Origin of the sequence: Lentzea sp., assembly GCF_036380075.1 — a bacterium.
Classification (GTDB): Bacteria; Actinomycetota; Actinomycetes; order Mycobacteriales; family Pseudonocardiaceae; genus Lentzea.
The window spans coordinates 1-14,337 of record NZ_DASVFL010000355.1; the positions used below are offsets into that span (position 1 = coordinate 1).

General features: G+C 71.8%; 12 protein-coding genes. 5 read left to right on the forward strand and 7 right to left on the reverse strand.

Going from position 1 to position 14,337, the window contains the following annotated elements; translation table 11 throughout:
- Positions 1-599: 599 nt before the first annotated feature.
- Complete coding sequence (locus VF330_RS37450) at positions 600-3,719, reverse strand: S8 family peptidase (protein ID WP_330856477.1); 3,120 nt, start codon at positions 3,717-3,719, stop codon at positions 600-602.
- 104 nt (positions 3,720-3,823) lie between these two features.
- On the opposite strand from VF330_RS37450, the gene VF330_RS37455 reads away from it, so the two are divergent.
- The gene (locus VF330_RS37455; RefSeq protein ID WP_330856478.1) at positions 3,824-4,414 is read left to right on the forward strand and encodes a TetR/AcrR family transcriptional regulator; all 591 of its coding nucleotides are present in this window, start codon (positions 3,824-3,826) and stop codon (positions 4,412-4,414) included.
- Between the two features lie 15 nt (positions 4,415-4,429).
- Here the strand turns inward: VF330_RS37455 and VF330_RS37460 are convergent, their stop codons facing one another.
- Both VF330_RS37460 and VF330_RS37465 read right to left on the reverse strand, forming a co-directional pair.
- On the reverse strand, positions 4,430-5,674 hold the full coding sequence (locus tag VF330_RS37460) for a cytochrome P450 (RefSeq protein WP_330856479.1): 1,245 nt from the start codon (positions 5,672-5,674) through the stop codon (positions 4,430-4,432).
- Between the two features lie 96 nt (positions 5,675-5,770).
- Positions 5,771-6,187: a VOC family protein gene (locus VF330_RS37465; protein WP_330856480.1), complete on the reverse strand. Its 417-nt coding sequence runs from the start codon at positions 6,185-6,187 to the stop codon at positions 5,771-5,773.
- A 58-nt stretch (positions 6,188-6,245) separates the two neighbouring features.
- On the opposite strand from VF330_RS37465, the gene VF330_RS37470 reads away from it, so the two are divergent.
- Entirely contained in the window at positions 6,246-6,914 is a 669-nt protein-coding gene (locus VF330_RS37470) for a GntR family transcriptional regulator (protein WP_330856481.1), read from the forward strand.
- A 42-nt stretch (positions 6,915-6,956) separates the two neighbouring features.
- Here VF330_RS37470 and VF330_RS37475 read toward each other — a convergent pair whose 3' ends face one another.
- From VF330_RS37475 to VF330_RS37490, 4 genes are all read right to left on the reverse strand, one after another.
- A complete protein-coding gene (locus VF330_RS37475) occupies positions 6,957-7,562 on the reverse strand; it encodes a response regulator transcription factor (RefSeq protein ID WP_330856482.1) in 606 nt (201 codons plus the stop codon).
- The gene (locus VF330_RS37480; protein ID WP_330856483.1) at positions 7,559-8,620 is read right to left on the reverse strand and encodes a sensor histidine kinase; all 1,062 of its coding nucleotides are present in this window, start codon (positions 8,618-8,620) and stop codon (positions 7,559-7,561) included. The genes VF330_RS37475 and VF330_RS37480 overlap by 4 nt, the downstream gene beginning before the upstream one ends.
- 10 nt (positions 8,621-8,630) lie before the next feature.
- Positions 8,631-8,870: a hypothetical protein gene (locus VF330_RS37485; protein ID WP_330856484.1), complete on the reverse strand. Its 240-nt coding sequence runs from the start codon at positions 8,868-8,870 to the stop codon at positions 8,631-8,633.
- Between the two features lie 92 nt (positions 8,871-8,962).
- Positions 8,963-9,364 carry an ATP-binding protein gene (locus tag VF330_RS37490; RefSeq protein WP_330856485.1) on the reverse strand — a complete coding sequence of 134 codons (402 nt, stop codon included), beginning with the start codon at positions 9,362-9,364 and terminating at the stop codon, positions 8,963-8,965.
- Positions 9,365-9,767: 403 nt separating this feature from the next.
- Between VF330_RS37490 and VF330_RS37495 the strand changes: the two genes are divergently transcribed.
- The 3 genes from VF330_RS37495 to VF330_RS37505 all read left to right on the forward strand — a co-directional run bounded on the left by VF330_RS37495 (position 9,768) and on the right by VF330_RS37505 (position 14,292).
- Positions 9,768-10,706 carry a sigma-70 family RNA polymerase sigma factor gene (locus VF330_RS37495; protein ID WP_330856486.1) on the forward strand — a complete coding sequence of 313 codons (939 nt, stop codon included), beginning with the start codon at positions 9,768-9,770 and terminating at the stop codon, positions 10,704-10,706.
- Positions 10,707-10,990: 284 nt separating this feature from the next.
- Entirely contained in the window at positions 10,991-11,530 is a 540-nt protein-coding gene (locus VF330_RS37500) for a DUF1062 domain-containing protein (RefSeq protein ID WP_330856487.1), read from the forward strand.
- A complete protein-coding gene (locus tag VF330_RS37505; RefSeq protein ID WP_330856488.1) occupies positions 11,527-14,292 on the forward strand; it encodes an AAA domain-containing protein in 2,766 nt (921 codons plus the stop codon). The genes VF330_RS37500 and VF330_RS37505 overlap by 4 nt, the downstream gene beginning before the upstream one ends.
- The last annotated feature ends 45 nt before the right edge of the window (positions 14,293-14,337 follow it).

Genomic DNA, 14,337 nt, shown 5'->3' on the forward strand with positions numbered 1-14,337 from the left:
TTTGGAGGTGGCGGTGGGTGGTGGTCGACGGCCATCTCGTCGGTCAGTTCCCGCACCACGCCTCCGCAGTCCTCGCCGCGCGCCACCCGCCGCAGCCGTGCCCGTCACGCCTGCCGCGGCCGCGCCCTACCTGCCGCAGTCACGCCGCACCCGTCGCAGCCGCGCCCACCGCAGCCACACCCAACTGCCGCAGCCACGTCACACCCACGCTGTGGCCGCGCCCATCCACCCCACCGTGGCACACCAGGTGTCGCTGTCGCACCACCCAGGTCGACATGGCGCCCACGATCGCCACCATCGTCCACCCCATCCGTTCCATCACCCCGGCCCGACACCAGCCGTCCCACCACCCTCGCCCCAACACCGTCCGTCTCATCACCATCGCCTCCCAACACCGTCCGTCCCACCCCCTCGCCCCGACATCGCCCGTCGCCCGCCCGCCCCCTTCCGCTTGCGGAGAAGGTGATCAAGAGTTCGTGACATCAACCAGACGCGGCCAAGCGTGGATCAGGACACGATTCACCCGTCCGAGCGACAGGGGAGGTGGCCCGCGCGCCATCCCACAAGCGCGCGGGCCACCAGAGCACGAGCCGCCGGAGCTAGCGGAGCAGGTACGCGTCGATGATCGTCTGCTCCACCGTCTGACCCATGCCCGAAGCCTTGGCTCGCAGCGACACCGACTTGGCGTCGCGCGGGTGGGCCAAGAGCACGCGGTTGTTCGTGACGGGCGTGCGGCGCCACGTCGTGCCGCTGTCGTAGGAGACCTCGACGGACGTCACCCGCACCGAGCTCGGACCGGTTTGCGACTGGGTCGAGATCGGCACGCCCAGGAGTTGGCCGGCGCGGCCGTGGCCGTCGTCGTCCAGTTGCGGGGTGAAGCGGATGACCGACAGCGGCAGGGCGGTTCGCGTGGCGGTCGTGTCGCTGCGGAACGTCCAGACGCCGGACACCTTGCGGCTCAAAGCGCCAAGACGCGTTGCGGTGGCTTCCAGGCGGTAGGTGGCGGCGCCCGGTTCCACGTCGGCCAGTGCCCAGCCGGCGTCGGGGGACTCGGCCACCAACCTGTCGTCGCGGTGGAGGGTGGTCCTGGCCTCGGTCACCGGGGAGTAGCCGGCGTTGCCCGCGTTGTCGCCGTACAGCGGGACGGTGATCCGGACGAAGTCGCCCGTGCGGAACGAGTGCGGGACGTCGCGCGTGTCGGGCAGTGCGGGGCCGAAGACCGCGCGGTTGAGCTGTTCCACGTACGAGCAGCCCGGCTTGTAGTGCTTCAGCGGGCCTTCCAGGGCGCCGATGTTGCCGGTCGCGTCGAAGAGGTTCAGGCGGCGCGACCAGTCGCCGCCCTCGCCGCCGTAGTGCTCGGTGCGCCGGCCCGGCGCGAGGGTGTCGAGGGAGCCCCAGCCCCAGTCGGCGCGGCCCGCGGGGGAGGAGGTGTGGCCGATGGACGCGGTCTGGCCCTCCTTCAACGGCGGCATGTCCACGCGCACGGTGGCCAGGTCCTTCTGGGAGACGGTGCGGGTCAGGCCGCTCGGCGCGGAACCCTTCGTGTACCAGGCGAGGCCGTAGAAGTCTGGACCCGCGTTCCAGAACGTCGCGGTCTTGCCGGTGACCTCCGGGGAGTCCGGGCCGATGCTCGCCACGCCGAGGTGGTCGATCGTGCCGCCGACCGAGAAGTTGCTGATGGTGTAGCTGGTGCCGCCGACGGTGCGTTCGAAACCGGTCTGCAGCAATGAGAGCTGCGCGGCGACCGGGAGGGTCACCTTGACCGGCTTCGCCTGGCGGGCGTCCAGCACGACCGTCGTGGCGCCGCTGATGGTCAGGTTCGGGTAGTTCACGACGTCGTGGGTGTAGGTGCCGCCCGACGACAGCACGCTGCCGGACAGGAGGTAGCGGCCCTTGGCCAAACGCGCCGTGCCGGTCGTGCTGTCCGGCCACACGCGGGCGCCGGTGTCGGCGTTCACGAGGAACGCGAACGTCGAGCCCGCCTTCGCGCCGGTCCGGTCGAGGCCGGTGACCGTGACGTCGTAGCTCTCCGGTTCCAGGTCGGCGACCACCGCGGTGCGCAGGCCGTTCGCGACGATCGCGCCGCCGACGACACCGCCGTCGGGTTGCCGGGCGACGTCCGCGGTGACCGTGGCGGTCGCGGAACCGTGCGCGGGCACGGTGAGCTTCGCGGGCGAGACGCTGAAGACGTTGCTGTTCGTGTCGCTGGTGAGGTCGAGGGTGACCGGGTCGGAGCCCGCGTTGGAGTAGGTGATCTGCTTCGACAGCGCGGGTTCGCCGGTGTGCGGCCACCGGTGGGCGCCGAAGCTGATGTTCGTCGGCGCCGCGGTGAGGTTCTGCTTGATCACCTTGGCGACGTCGACGCGGCCCGAGCCCTGCTCGAACGGCGTCAGCGCCGCGTTGGGCGTGGTGCTGCCGGCGAGACGGGCCTTGAGCTGCGCGCCGGTGAGCTCCGGGTGCTGCTGGCGCAGCAGTGCCGCCGCGCCCGCGACGTGCGGGGTGGCCATCGACGTGCCGTCGAGCGAGGTGTAGCCGTCGGCGACCGGCGGGCCGATCCTGCCGTCGGAGTGCCGGGCGGCGACGATGCCGACGCCCGGCGCGGTCAGGTCGGGCTTGAGCGTGCCCGCGAGGGTCGGGCCGCGGCTCGAGAACTCGGCGACCCGCTCCTCGTGGTCGACGGCGCCGACGGTCAGGGCCGCGTCGGCGGTGCCGGGAGAACCGATGGTCGTGCCGCCCGGACCGGAGTTGCCCGCCGCGACCACGAACAGCGTGCCCTTCTCGGCGCTGATGCGGTCGACGGCCTCCTCCAGCGGCTCGACCTCGGGCGTGTCGTAGCCGCCGAGGCTCATGTTGATGATCTGGGCGCCCTGCTCGACGGCCCACTCCATGCCGGCGATGATGGCGCTGTCCTGACCGGACCCGTTGTCGCCCAGCACCTTCACGTCGAGGATGTTCGCGTCCGGAGCCACGCCGCGGTACCTGCCGCCGCTCTTCGCGCCGGTGCCCGCGATGGTCGACGCCACGTGCGTGCCGTGGCCGTAGTGGTCGACCGCGTCGGGGGACGACGAGAAGTTGCGCTCGCCGATCTCGCGGTCGGCGAGGTCCGGGTGGGTGTTGTCGACGCCGGTGTCGAGCACGGCGACCGTGGTGCCCTTGCCGGTGAAACCCGCGGCATACGCGGCGGGCGCGTTGATCTGCGGCACGCTCCGGTCGAGACTCGCCTGCCGCTTCGCGTCCAGCCAGACCTTCCGCACACCCGCTTGTCGGAATGTTGACATCCCGACAAGCGGCGTCTTGGCGGCGTCGAACGCCACGCCGTTGATGCTCGGCAGCTGGAGGCCGGTGCTCATGGTGCGGGCGGCGCCTTCGGAGTACGTGACGATCACGGGCAACGCACCGCCGTAGGTGGCGAGTTCCGTGACGTCGAAGAGGCGTTCGTCGAGGAAGCCGTCGGCGATCAACGGCAGGGCGTCGTGCGGCACGACGTACTCGTGGCCCCGCGCGGTGTAGGACGTGAACACGACCTGCTCACGGCCGGGCGCCGGCTTCACCGCACGCTGTCCTGTGAGGACCTGGTCGCCCGTGACCAGCGTGACCGTGGGAGCGGAGGCCGTGTGAGCGGAGGCCATGGGGGCGGAAGCGGATCCCGGGACAGAGGCCTGGGCCTCGCCGGCGGTGAGCAGGGCACCGGCCAGCACGACGACTCCGAGTACGCGCACCCGGTCCTCCAGTGGTCTGTGAGAGCGTTCTCACGGACCGTAGTGAGGGCTCGTGCGGGTGACAAGGTCTACACCAATTTCCGGTACGGCTTAATCTTTCCGCCATGACGGGCCTGCGTGAGCGCAAGAAGGCGGCGACCAGGGAAGCGCTGGGTGACGCCGCCTGGAGCCTGTGCGTCGAGCACGGCCTGGACGGAGTGACGGTCGAGCAGATCGCGCACGCGGCCGGGGTGTCGCTGCGGACCTTCTTCAACTACTTCTCGTCCAAAGAGGAGGCCGTCGTCGCCGGCGACACGGCCACCGCGCTCGCGTTCGTGGAGGAGTTCGCCGGCCGGCCCCTCGACGAACCGGTGCTCGTCGCGCTGAAGATGGCCCTGCAGACCATCTACCCGCGCTACGTCGACCTCGAACGCCTCCGCCAGCTGCGCGAACTGCGCGAGCACCCGGCACTGCTGCCGCACGTCTTCGCCGCCTACTCCGCCCGCGAGCAGGCGCTGACGGCGGCCATCGCGGTGCGGTGCGGCGTGGACCCTCTCGAAGACCCCTACCCGGCGGTCGCGGCGTCGGCGTTCCTCGCGTCGATGCGCGCGGTCGTGCAGTGGTGGCTCAAGACGCCGCAAGCCTCGGAGCGCTACACCGCCACCGAGCTGGTCGGCCGCATGATCGACCAGCTCGGCGACGGCTTCACCAGATAGCCCGGGTGGGCCAGATCACCAGGTGACCGGGAGCTTGTGCACGCCGTAGATCGACATGTCGGTCCGCAGCGGCACCTCGTCCGCGGGCACGGCGAGCTTCAACGCCGGCAGCCGGCGCAGCAGCTCCGTGAACCCGACCGTCATCTCCACGCGCGCCAGCTGCTGGCCCAGGCACTGGTGGATGCCGTGCCCGAACGCCACGTGGTGGCCGCGCGGCCGGTCGACCAGCAGCTCGTGCGGGTCGTCGTACTGGCCCCGGTCGCGGTTCACCGCCGGCACCGACACCACGACCGTCTCGCCGGCGCGGACGGTGACGCCGCCGATCTCGACGTCCTCCTTCGCGTGCCGCGCGACGCCCTGGCTGATGATCGACAGGTACCGCAGCAGCTCCTCGACGGCGTTCTCGGTCAGCTCGGGGTTCGCCCGCAGCTTCTCGAACTGGTCGGGGTGCTCCAGCAGCGCGAACGTGCCCAGCGCCAGCATGTTCGCCGTCGTCTCGTGCCCCGCGATGAGCAGCAGGTTCGCGATGCCCGCCAGCTCGTTCTCGGTGAGGTCGGTGTCGCGCACCAGCCCGGACAGCAGGTCGTCGCCGGGGGTGCGCTTCTTCTCCCGCACCAGCGCCTGCATGAACCGCCGCAGCTCACCGGAGTTCTTGATCTGCTCGTCGACCGTCGTGTTCAGGCTGAGCAATGTGGCCGTGCGGCGCTGGAACTCGTCGCGGTCGCCGTAGTCGACGCCCAGCAGCTCGCAGATCACCAGCGACGGCACCGGCAGCGCGAAGTCCTGCACGAGGTCCGCCGGCGGGCCCTTCTCGATCATCGCGTCGAGCTGGGTGGTGACGATCTCGTGGATGCGCGGCGTCAGGTCCCGCATGCGCCGCACGGTGAACTGCCCGGTCAGCATCCGCCGGAAGCGGGTGTGCTCGGGGGCGTCCATGAAGATGAACGACCCCGCCTGCCGCTCCGGCGGGAACATCTCGGCGTGCAGCTCCGGCGAGATCAGGGCCTTCGCGCGCGGGCTGTTGATGCGGTCGGCGCTCATCCTCGGCTCGGCGAGCACCGCCCGCGCCTCGTCGTGCCCGGTCACGAGCCACACGGTGTCACCGTTGTGCTCGATCTTGTGGATCCGCCCGTGCCCGCTCAGCTCGGTCAGCGCGGTGGCCGGGTCGAACGGGCACCGCCCGTCGCGCTTGCTGAGTTCGGCGGGCAGCTGCGGGCGGATGAGCTCCTGCGCGTTGCGCTGCCGCTCGGCCGTGGTCATGGCCTCTCCTGTCTGACCCGGCGTGACCGGGCCATAGCTCGGCGTCACCCCCACGCTACCGAAACTTGCGCATCGTGCAAGATTTTTAGGTTGTCTTTAGACGGCGAACACCTGCGCGTCGTCCGCGAACGCCTTGAACTCGAGCGCGTTGCCCGCCGGGTCCAGGAAGAACATCGTCCACTGCTCGCCGGGTTCGCCCTTGAACCGCACGTACGGCTCGATGACGAACTTGGTGCCGGCGTCGGTGAGCTTCGCCGCCAGCGCCTGGAACGCGTCGACCGTCAGGACCAGGCCGAAGTGGGGGACGGGCACGTCGTGGCCGTCGACGGGGTTGCTGACCCGCTCCGTGCGCGGCGCGAGGTGGGTGACGAACTGGTGGCCGTGCAGGTTCCAGTCGACCCAGGTGTCGGAACTGCGGCCCTGCTCGAGGCCGAGGGTCTCGCCGTAGAAGCGGCGGGCGGCGTCCAGGTCGTCGACGGGCATGGCCAGGTGGAAGCGCGGGATCTCAGGCATGTCCGAATGTTAACATTCGGACATACGGGTCCGGTTGTGCGGTTGTTAACATTCGGACATGAGCAAGAGGGACCGCCCGCTCACCCTGGCCCCGGCGCCACGGCGAGGACTGGGCGCCGAGGTCGCGACCATGATCCGCGGATCGATCTTCACCGGCATCTTCCAGCCGGGTGAGGCGCTGCGCGAGGTCGAGCTGGCCAAGGCGCTGGAGGTGAGCCGCGGGCCCGTCCGGGACGCGCTGCAGATCCTGGAGCGCGAGGGGCTGGTGCGCAGCGAGTGGCACCGGGGCACGACCGTGACCGAGCTGTCGGACGAGGACGTGGCCGAGCTCGACAGCCTGCGCGGCGCGCTGGAGGACCTGGCGGTCCGGCGGGTCGTCGAGCACGCGAGCGACTTCGACCTCATCCCGGTCGTCATGGCCGCTCAGGCCATGGAACGCGAGGACAGCCCGTACGGCATGGTGCGCTGCGACATCGAGTTCCACGACGCGGTGTTCCTGGCGGCCAAGCACTCGCGGCTGCTGGAGGCCTGGCAGGCGGTGCGGTCGCAGGTCTTCCTGTTCCTGATCATGCGGGTGAACACGACCACCGCCGGCTACCTGGAACAGGTGCGGCTGGAGCACGAGATGCTGGTCGCGGCGTTGCGGTCGCGCAACGCCGACGCGGCGGTGGAGCTGTTCGCGGTGCACCGCAAACACGCGTTCGACCTACTGAGCAAGGGCGACTGACCGACCGGTCGAAGTGGACTGTCCACACGCGACTTCGGAGGCTCACAGCCACCCGTGCTCCGCGGCGACCTGGAACGCCGCGGACCGGTTGGCCACGCCGAGCTTCGCCACCGCCGCCGACAGGTGGTTGCGCACGGTCCCGGCCGACAGCGAGGTGCGGGACGCGATCTCGGCGACCGGTGTCCCGAACTCGCTGAGCCGCAACACCTCCAGCTCCCGCTGCGTCAGCGGGCACGGGGGAGCGGCCAGCGCGTCGGCGGCGAGCGCCGGGTCCACCCAGCGGCCGCCGGAGTGCACCCGGCGGATCACGTCGGCCAGCGTCCCGCCCGGCGACCCCTTGGGCAGGAAGCCCTTCGCGCCCGCGTGCAGGGCCTGCTGCAGGTGCGGCGGACGGCCCCGGCCGGTGAGGATCACCACCGCGCACGACGGCAGCACGCGGCCCAGCGACTCGGTGACCTCCAGGCCGTCGAGCAGGGGCATCTGCAGGTCGACCACGGCCACGTCCGGGCGGTGGGCGCGGGCGGCCTCCACGGCGGCCCTGCCGTCGCCGGCGCCCGCCACGACCTCCAGGTCGGGCTCCAGCGACAGCAGCGCCGCGAGGGCCTCGCGGATCAGCTCCTCGTCGTCGGCCAGCAGCACCCTGATCACGCAGGCACCACCACCTGCAACGTGAACGTGTCGTCGGACCGCTCCGCCGTCACCTCGCCGCTCACGGACGCCAGCCGCTCACCCATCCCGCGCAGCCCGTTGCCGGCGGCGACGGGTTTCTCGGCACCGTCGTTGGTCACGGTCATCCGCACCTCCCCGTCGTCGTCGGCGATGTCGATCATGCACCACGTCGCGTGGCTGTGGCGCAGGACGTTCGTGCAGGCCTCCCGCAGCACCAGCGCGAGCTGCGTCGCCGTGGCCGCCTCCACCGGGACGGACGACACCGTGCACCGGATCCCGGCCTCCCGCAGCACATCTCCCACGGCTTCCAGCTGCGACGGCAGGTCGACGGCGCGATAGCCGTGCACGGCGTCACGCACCGACTCCAGTGCCGTGGACGCCAGCCGTTGCGCCTCGAACGCCTCCGCGGCCGACCGTTCGGGATCGGTGGCGGCCAGCCGCCCGGCCAGCTCGGACTTCAGCGCGATCACGGTCAGCCGGTGGCCCAGCAGGTCGTGGACATCGCGGGCGAACCGCAGCCGTTCCTCGCTCACGGCCAGCTCCGCCCGCGCCTCCCGGCCGGCCCGCGCCTGGGCCAGGAGACCGGCGAACCACATCGGCAGCCCGGCCATCGCGATGATCGTCGCGCCGACCGAGGCCGCGATCATCTGGTACGTCGTCTGGTCGCGCGTCACGAAGAACCCGACCAGGCCCGCCAGCACGACCGCGCCGATCGCGGCCATCCACCGCCACACGCCGGTGAGCAGCAGCGCCGCGAACCCGGCGGAGCAGCCCCCGATCCACGCCCACGTCGACATCTCGTCCGGACCGACCGGCGCCACCAGCGGGATCGACACCACGGTCGCGGCCACCAGCCACCACAGCCGCCCGCCGCGCAACGTCACCGCGTACGCCACGGCCAGCACCAGCAGCCCCAGGACGCCCATCCAGCGCGTCGCGGACGGTTCGCGCAGCACCGAGACCAGCGGCACGGCCAGCGAGCTCACCCAGAGCACGTGCAGGATGCCGCGCAGCGCGGTGTGCGGAAGATCGTTCATCGCCATCAGGCTAGAACCACCGCAGCAGGATCGTGACCGCGATGACCAGGTCGAACACGCCGCACGCTGCCGACCACCAGTGCGGCACCAGCAGCACTAGATACGGCACGGCCATCCACAGCGCGGCGAGCTCGACCCGTTCCGGCGTCCACACCTGCCCCGGCAGGGCCATCCCTACCTGCATCGCCACGAGCATCTCGGCTCCGTGGCGCACCAGCGGCCGGACCACGGGTGAAACAGTTGTCGTCATGCGCTGAGCGTCGGAGAAAAGGCCTGCAAGACCCATCCGCGCGCTGTCATGACTTTCCCGTGCGAAACGCCCGGGAGGACCGTGCGGCCGACCTAGACGCCGAGCTCGGCCCAGATCGTCTTGCCGCCGGTGAACCCGAGTGTTCCCCAGGCCCGGGAGAGCTGCGCCACGAGGATCAGCCCGCGGCCTCTCGAGTCGCCGAGCCGGGACTCGCCCAGCTGCGGGAGCTCCGCCGGCGTGTGGTCGTCGACCTCCACGCGGACGAAGTCGGTGTGTCGCTGCACCCGTACGGCTCGTGGCCCTTCCGCGTGCTCGTAGGCGTTGCTGGCCAGTTCCGTGCACACGAGGAGGACGTCGAGCTGGACGTCCTCGTGGAGGTCCTTGAGCAGTGCACCGGCCCAGGCGCGCATCGACGCCAGGTCGGGCTGGTCCTCCGGCAGGGTGTGCAGGGTCCTCGCGGAGGCGTTGAGCACCTCGGGCGTGTCCATCTCCATCCCCACCTCGTTCTCTCAGGTCCTCCTGGCTTCTCAAGACGACCGTCAGAGAGCGAATTACCACTGCGCGTGCCGGCTGAAACGTGGGGACGGGGACGGCGGCGGTCGCCGAACCAGGTTTGGGCACGGTCGCCACGCGGGAAATCTTGATGTCGTCAGGGGCGTTCACGTGGTCGGCGGCGTGAACGCTCGCGGGGCCCGGTGCGCGTCGCGGCGTGCGGGAACCGAACCGATGGCCCTCGTCATGGCCATGGAATCCCAGCGATCACGCGGGTGCGCCGGCGAACGGATGAGGGAGAGGTCACAGGCGAAACCGCGGAATGAAGTGGACCTCTGAACCGTTACACACCAGTGCAGCCACCTCTGGCTGCCACTCCTGCCAACGGAAACGGGGGGATTTGTCATGCCTGCAGATCTGAAGAACCGCGCGTCCGGGCAGCAGGACGGGGACTCGGTCGGACAGTACCTGCGCGAGGTGGGCCGCACGCCGCTGCTCACCGCGTCGGAGGAAGTCGAGCTGTCCCGGCGCATCGAGGCCGGCGTCTACGCCGCCCACCTGCTGGAGTCCGGCGACACGACGCGGGACCGCCGGCTGCTGCGCCGCATCGCCGCCGAGGGCGAGCGCGCCAAGGACCACATGATCCGCGCGAACCTGCGCCTGGTCGTGTCGGTCGCGAAGAAGCACTCGTTCCGCGGCCTGCCGTTCGGGGACGTGGTGCAGGAGGGCAACCTCGGCCTGATCCGCGCCGTCGAGAAGTTCGACTACGCCAAGGGCTACAAGTTCTCCACCTACGCGATGTGGTGGATCCGCCAGGCGATCGAGCGGGGGCTCGCCGAGCAGACCCGCACGGTCCGCCTCCCGGTCCACGTCGTGGAGGAGGTCAACAAGCTCAAGAAGATCGGCCAGAAGCTCTCCACCCGGTTCGGTCGCGAGGCGACGGTCGAGGAGATCGCCGCGGAGGCCAAGTGCTCCCCGGCCCGCGTCCAGGACCTCCGCGACGCCGCGCGCGCGTGCGTGTCGCTGGAGACCCCGGTCGGCGACGAGGGCGACTCGGTGCTGGGCGACCTGATCCAGGACACCGACGGCGTCTCGGCGCCGGACGTGGTGGAGCGCCAGGAGTTCGTCGACGGCGTGCGGTCGCTGCTCGAGGTCCTGCCCGAACGGCAGGGCCGGATCATGCGGCTGCGGTTCGGCCTGGAGGACGGGCGCGAGCGCACCCTCCAGGAGGTCGCCGAGGAGCTCGGCCTGACCCGCGAGCGGATCCGCCAGCTGGAGAAGCAGTCCCTGGCGGTGCTCAAGCAGTCCGGCCGCCCGGAGGAGCTCTTCGCGCTCGCCGGGTAACCGTCCGCAAGTGCTGGCCTCGACCGTGGCGGGTGTTCTCCGGAACGCCCGCCACTGTCGCGTTCCCGGTAGATAATCCGGGCACGGAAAACCGGTGGAGCGGTGCCGTCGTGCCCCGCTACCGTCCTGTCTCACCTCGTTGCCTGCGACAGGACGTTCCGTTGTACATCGCGTGAGACCTCCCCAGAGCTGATCTCCCAGCGCGCCGCATCGCGTCGCGCTGGTTCATGCTGCGGACTTCTCACCAAGATCGGTGTACCTCTGTGCTCTCAACCTGGTTCGTCGTGCCCATTTCCCTTCCGCTCGTGCGCCGCCGGTGTCACGTGTGCGCGTCGGAACGCTTCCGCGCCAACGGCAAGTTCCGCGTCAACGCCAACCACAAGGTCCTCGACGCCTGGCTCCTCGTGCTCTGCACCGGGTGCGGGGACACCGCCAAGCTCACCGTCTTCGAACGCGCGCACGTGCGTTCGGTGCGGCCCGAGCTGCTGGACCGCTTGCACCACAACGACATCGGCCTCGCCGCCGAGCTGTTGCAGGACACCGTCCTGCAGCGGCGCAACCGGATCAGCCTCGACTGGGACGGCGCCTGGCGCCTGGAGGTGGCCGGGCCCCTCGACGGCGAGGAGGTCGACGTGGAGGTCCGGTTCGGGGCGCGGATCCCGGTCCGGCCGGTGCGGCTGATCGCCGAGGCGTTCGGCCTGGCGCGGGCCGAGGTCGTGCGGCTCGTAGACGAGGGCTGTCTCGTCTCGACGGTCCGGCTCGGCGGCAAGCTCTCCGGTGACTTCGCGTTCACGTTCAAGAGGAATGGCACCATGTCGGGGTGAACGTTCCGGCCGTCCTGCGCACCCTCGCCCGGCTGAGCGCCGCCGAGCAGCCGCAGAAGGTCCAGCTGGACCTGACCAGGACGGCCGGTCTGCTGTGGCTGGGCGACCACGAGCCGTCGTGGCGCGCGATCGCTCAGCCTCAGGACGCCGAGCCCGTCGCGTGGAGCGCCCCGAGGTCTCTTCGGGACGAGGTGGCGCGCCTCGCGGCGTTCGACGCGCTGCACCAGGACGACCGGCTGCTGCGGCTGGGCTGGGCGTTCCTCGCGGGACCGGCGCAGGTCGGCGGCCAGCGGCGCCGGGTGTGCCTGCCGCTGGTCTCCCGGCCCGTGCGGCTGCGCAAGGGCCCCGGCGCCGGCCACACCTTCCACCCCGCCGGCGACGCGGCGCTGTTCCCGCTGGTCGAGGACTGGGCGCGGGTCGCGGAACGGGAGGCGGCGCTCGCGCCGACCGCCGAGTGGGTCGCCGAGACGCTGCGGCTGGCGGGGTTCGCGGACGTGCCGGTCGTGCACGACGACCCGAGGGCGCGGATCTCCGGCGGCGAGCTCGTCGTGGCGCTGGGCGCCGGCGTGCACGCGGGCGAGCCGGTCGTGACGACCGAGCAGGGCTCGGCGCTGTACGAGTGGGCGACCAGGCCCGGCATCGAGGACACCGCGTTCGCCGCCCTCTACGGCGCCGGTGAGGCGTCTGCCGACCAGGACGAGCCGATCAGTTCGGCGTTGCCGTTGAGCCGCGGTCAGCAGCGCGCGGTCGAGCACGCCCGGCGTGCGCGGATCACGGTTGTGGGCGGGCCTCCGGGGTCGGGCAAGACGCACACCCTGGCCGCGCTGGCGTTGGACGCGGTGGCGTCGGGCAAGTCCGTGTTGCTCGCGAGCCGCACGCGCAACGCCGCCGACGTGCTCGGCGCGGCGTTGCGGCAGGCGGGCGGCCCGGCGCCGGTGCTGTTCGGCGACTCGGAGCTGCGGCAGGGGATGGCGCGCGAGCTGGGCGACGGGTTCGGCGCCACGTCCCGGTCCCGCGTGCAGGAGCTGGAGAGGGCACGGGACTCGGCTTTGGCCGGTGTGGCGCGGGTCGAGCGTGCGGTGGCCCAGGCCTTGCACGACGAAGAGCTCGCCGCCGATGGTGTCCGGCAGCAGGCGTTGATGGCCTCACACCGCGCGGTGGCGCCCAGGGCGTTCGACGCGGGTGTGGATTTCGCTGCTCTGAAAGCACTTCTGGCACCGCGCACGGGCTTCCTGAGTGGACTGCGCACGGGCTGGGCGCTGCGCCGGGCGCGCGGGAGTGCCGGTGCGGGCGAGGTCTCCCTCCCGGACCTGACGGCGGCGATCGAGGCGGCGGAGCAGACGGCGGCCGCGGTGCGGATCGGTGCCGCGGGCGGGACGACGTTCCGCGAGCTGCGGCCGCTGCTGGCCGGCCAGGACGGCGCGAGCCGGGAGGCCGTCGCCGCGTGGCTGGCGGAGTACGCGGTCAGCCGCCGGGGACCGGGCGCGCGCCGGGCGGTGTCGGCACTCGCGACGGCCCTGCGGTCCGGCAAGGCGGCCAGGCGGCGAGCCCTGGCCGAGATCGACAGCCGCGACCTGCTGACGGCGTTGCCGCTGTGGGTCGGGACGCTGTCGGAGGTGCAGGACATCCTGCCGCCGGTGCCCGGCGCGTTCGACCTGGTGGTCGTCGACGAGGCCAGTCACGTCGACCAGCCGCTCGCCGCCCCCGCCCTGCTGCGCGGCAGGTTGGCGGTCATCGGCGGCGACCCGCGCCAGCTGCGGCACGTGTCGTTCGTGAGCGACCAGGCCGTGCGGGCGGCGGTCGACGCCGAGGGCACGCACGCCCTGCGCGACCGGCTGGACGTGCCGAAGGTGAGCCTGTTCGACGCCGCCGCCGCGGCCGGCGTGCACTGGCTCGACGAGCACCACCGCTGCGCGCCGCACCTGATCGGCTTCGCCGCGTCCCGCTTCTACGACGGCAGGATGGCGCTGCTGACCACGCACCCGTCGATCGCCGACGTCGACTGCATCGACATCGAACTGGTCGAGGGGTCGAGGAGCGACCAGGGCGTCAACCGGTCCGAAGTGGATGCCGTGCTGGCCCACGTCCGCAAGCGGGTGGCGGCGGGCGTGCGGTCGATCGGCGTCGTGACGCCGTTCCGCGCGCAGGCCGACGCGCTGGAGGAAGCGCTGCTGCGCGAGCTGACGCTCGACGAGATCACCGCCGGCGGCGTCCGCGTGGGCACGGTGCACGGCGTGCAGGGTGGCGAGTTCGACGAGGTCGTGATCAGCCTGGCGGCCGACGACCGCGCGGGCGCGTGGCGGTTCGTGAACGACCGCGCCCTCCTGGCCGTCCTGACCACCCGGGCCCGCCGCCGCGTGCACGTGGTCACCTCGGTGGCGGAGCCGCCGGGCCTGGCGGGCGAGTACCTGCGGCACGCGTCGGTCGCTCCGGACGAGACCGAGGGCACCCCGCCGCCCGACGAGTGGACCCGGTCGCTGGCCCGGGAGCTGCGGACCGCCGGGGTGGCCGTGCGGACCGGGTACCCGGTGGGGCGGTGGCGCGTCGACCTCGTCGTGGGGGAGAAGGACGAGGCCGTCGCCGTGGAGACCCGCCCGCACCCGGACGGGCCGCGTGCCCACCTGGCCCGGTGGCGTGCGCTCGGCCACGCGGGGTGGCGGGTGCACGACGCGTTCGGGAGCCGGTTCGGCGACGACGCGGCTCGGGCGGCGGTGGAGCTGGCGCTCGAGCTGGGGACGGGCGGGGTGGAGGCCCGCGGCTGACGCTCCACCCCGTCCGGCTACCTCCGGTGGGCCGGTGTGATCAGC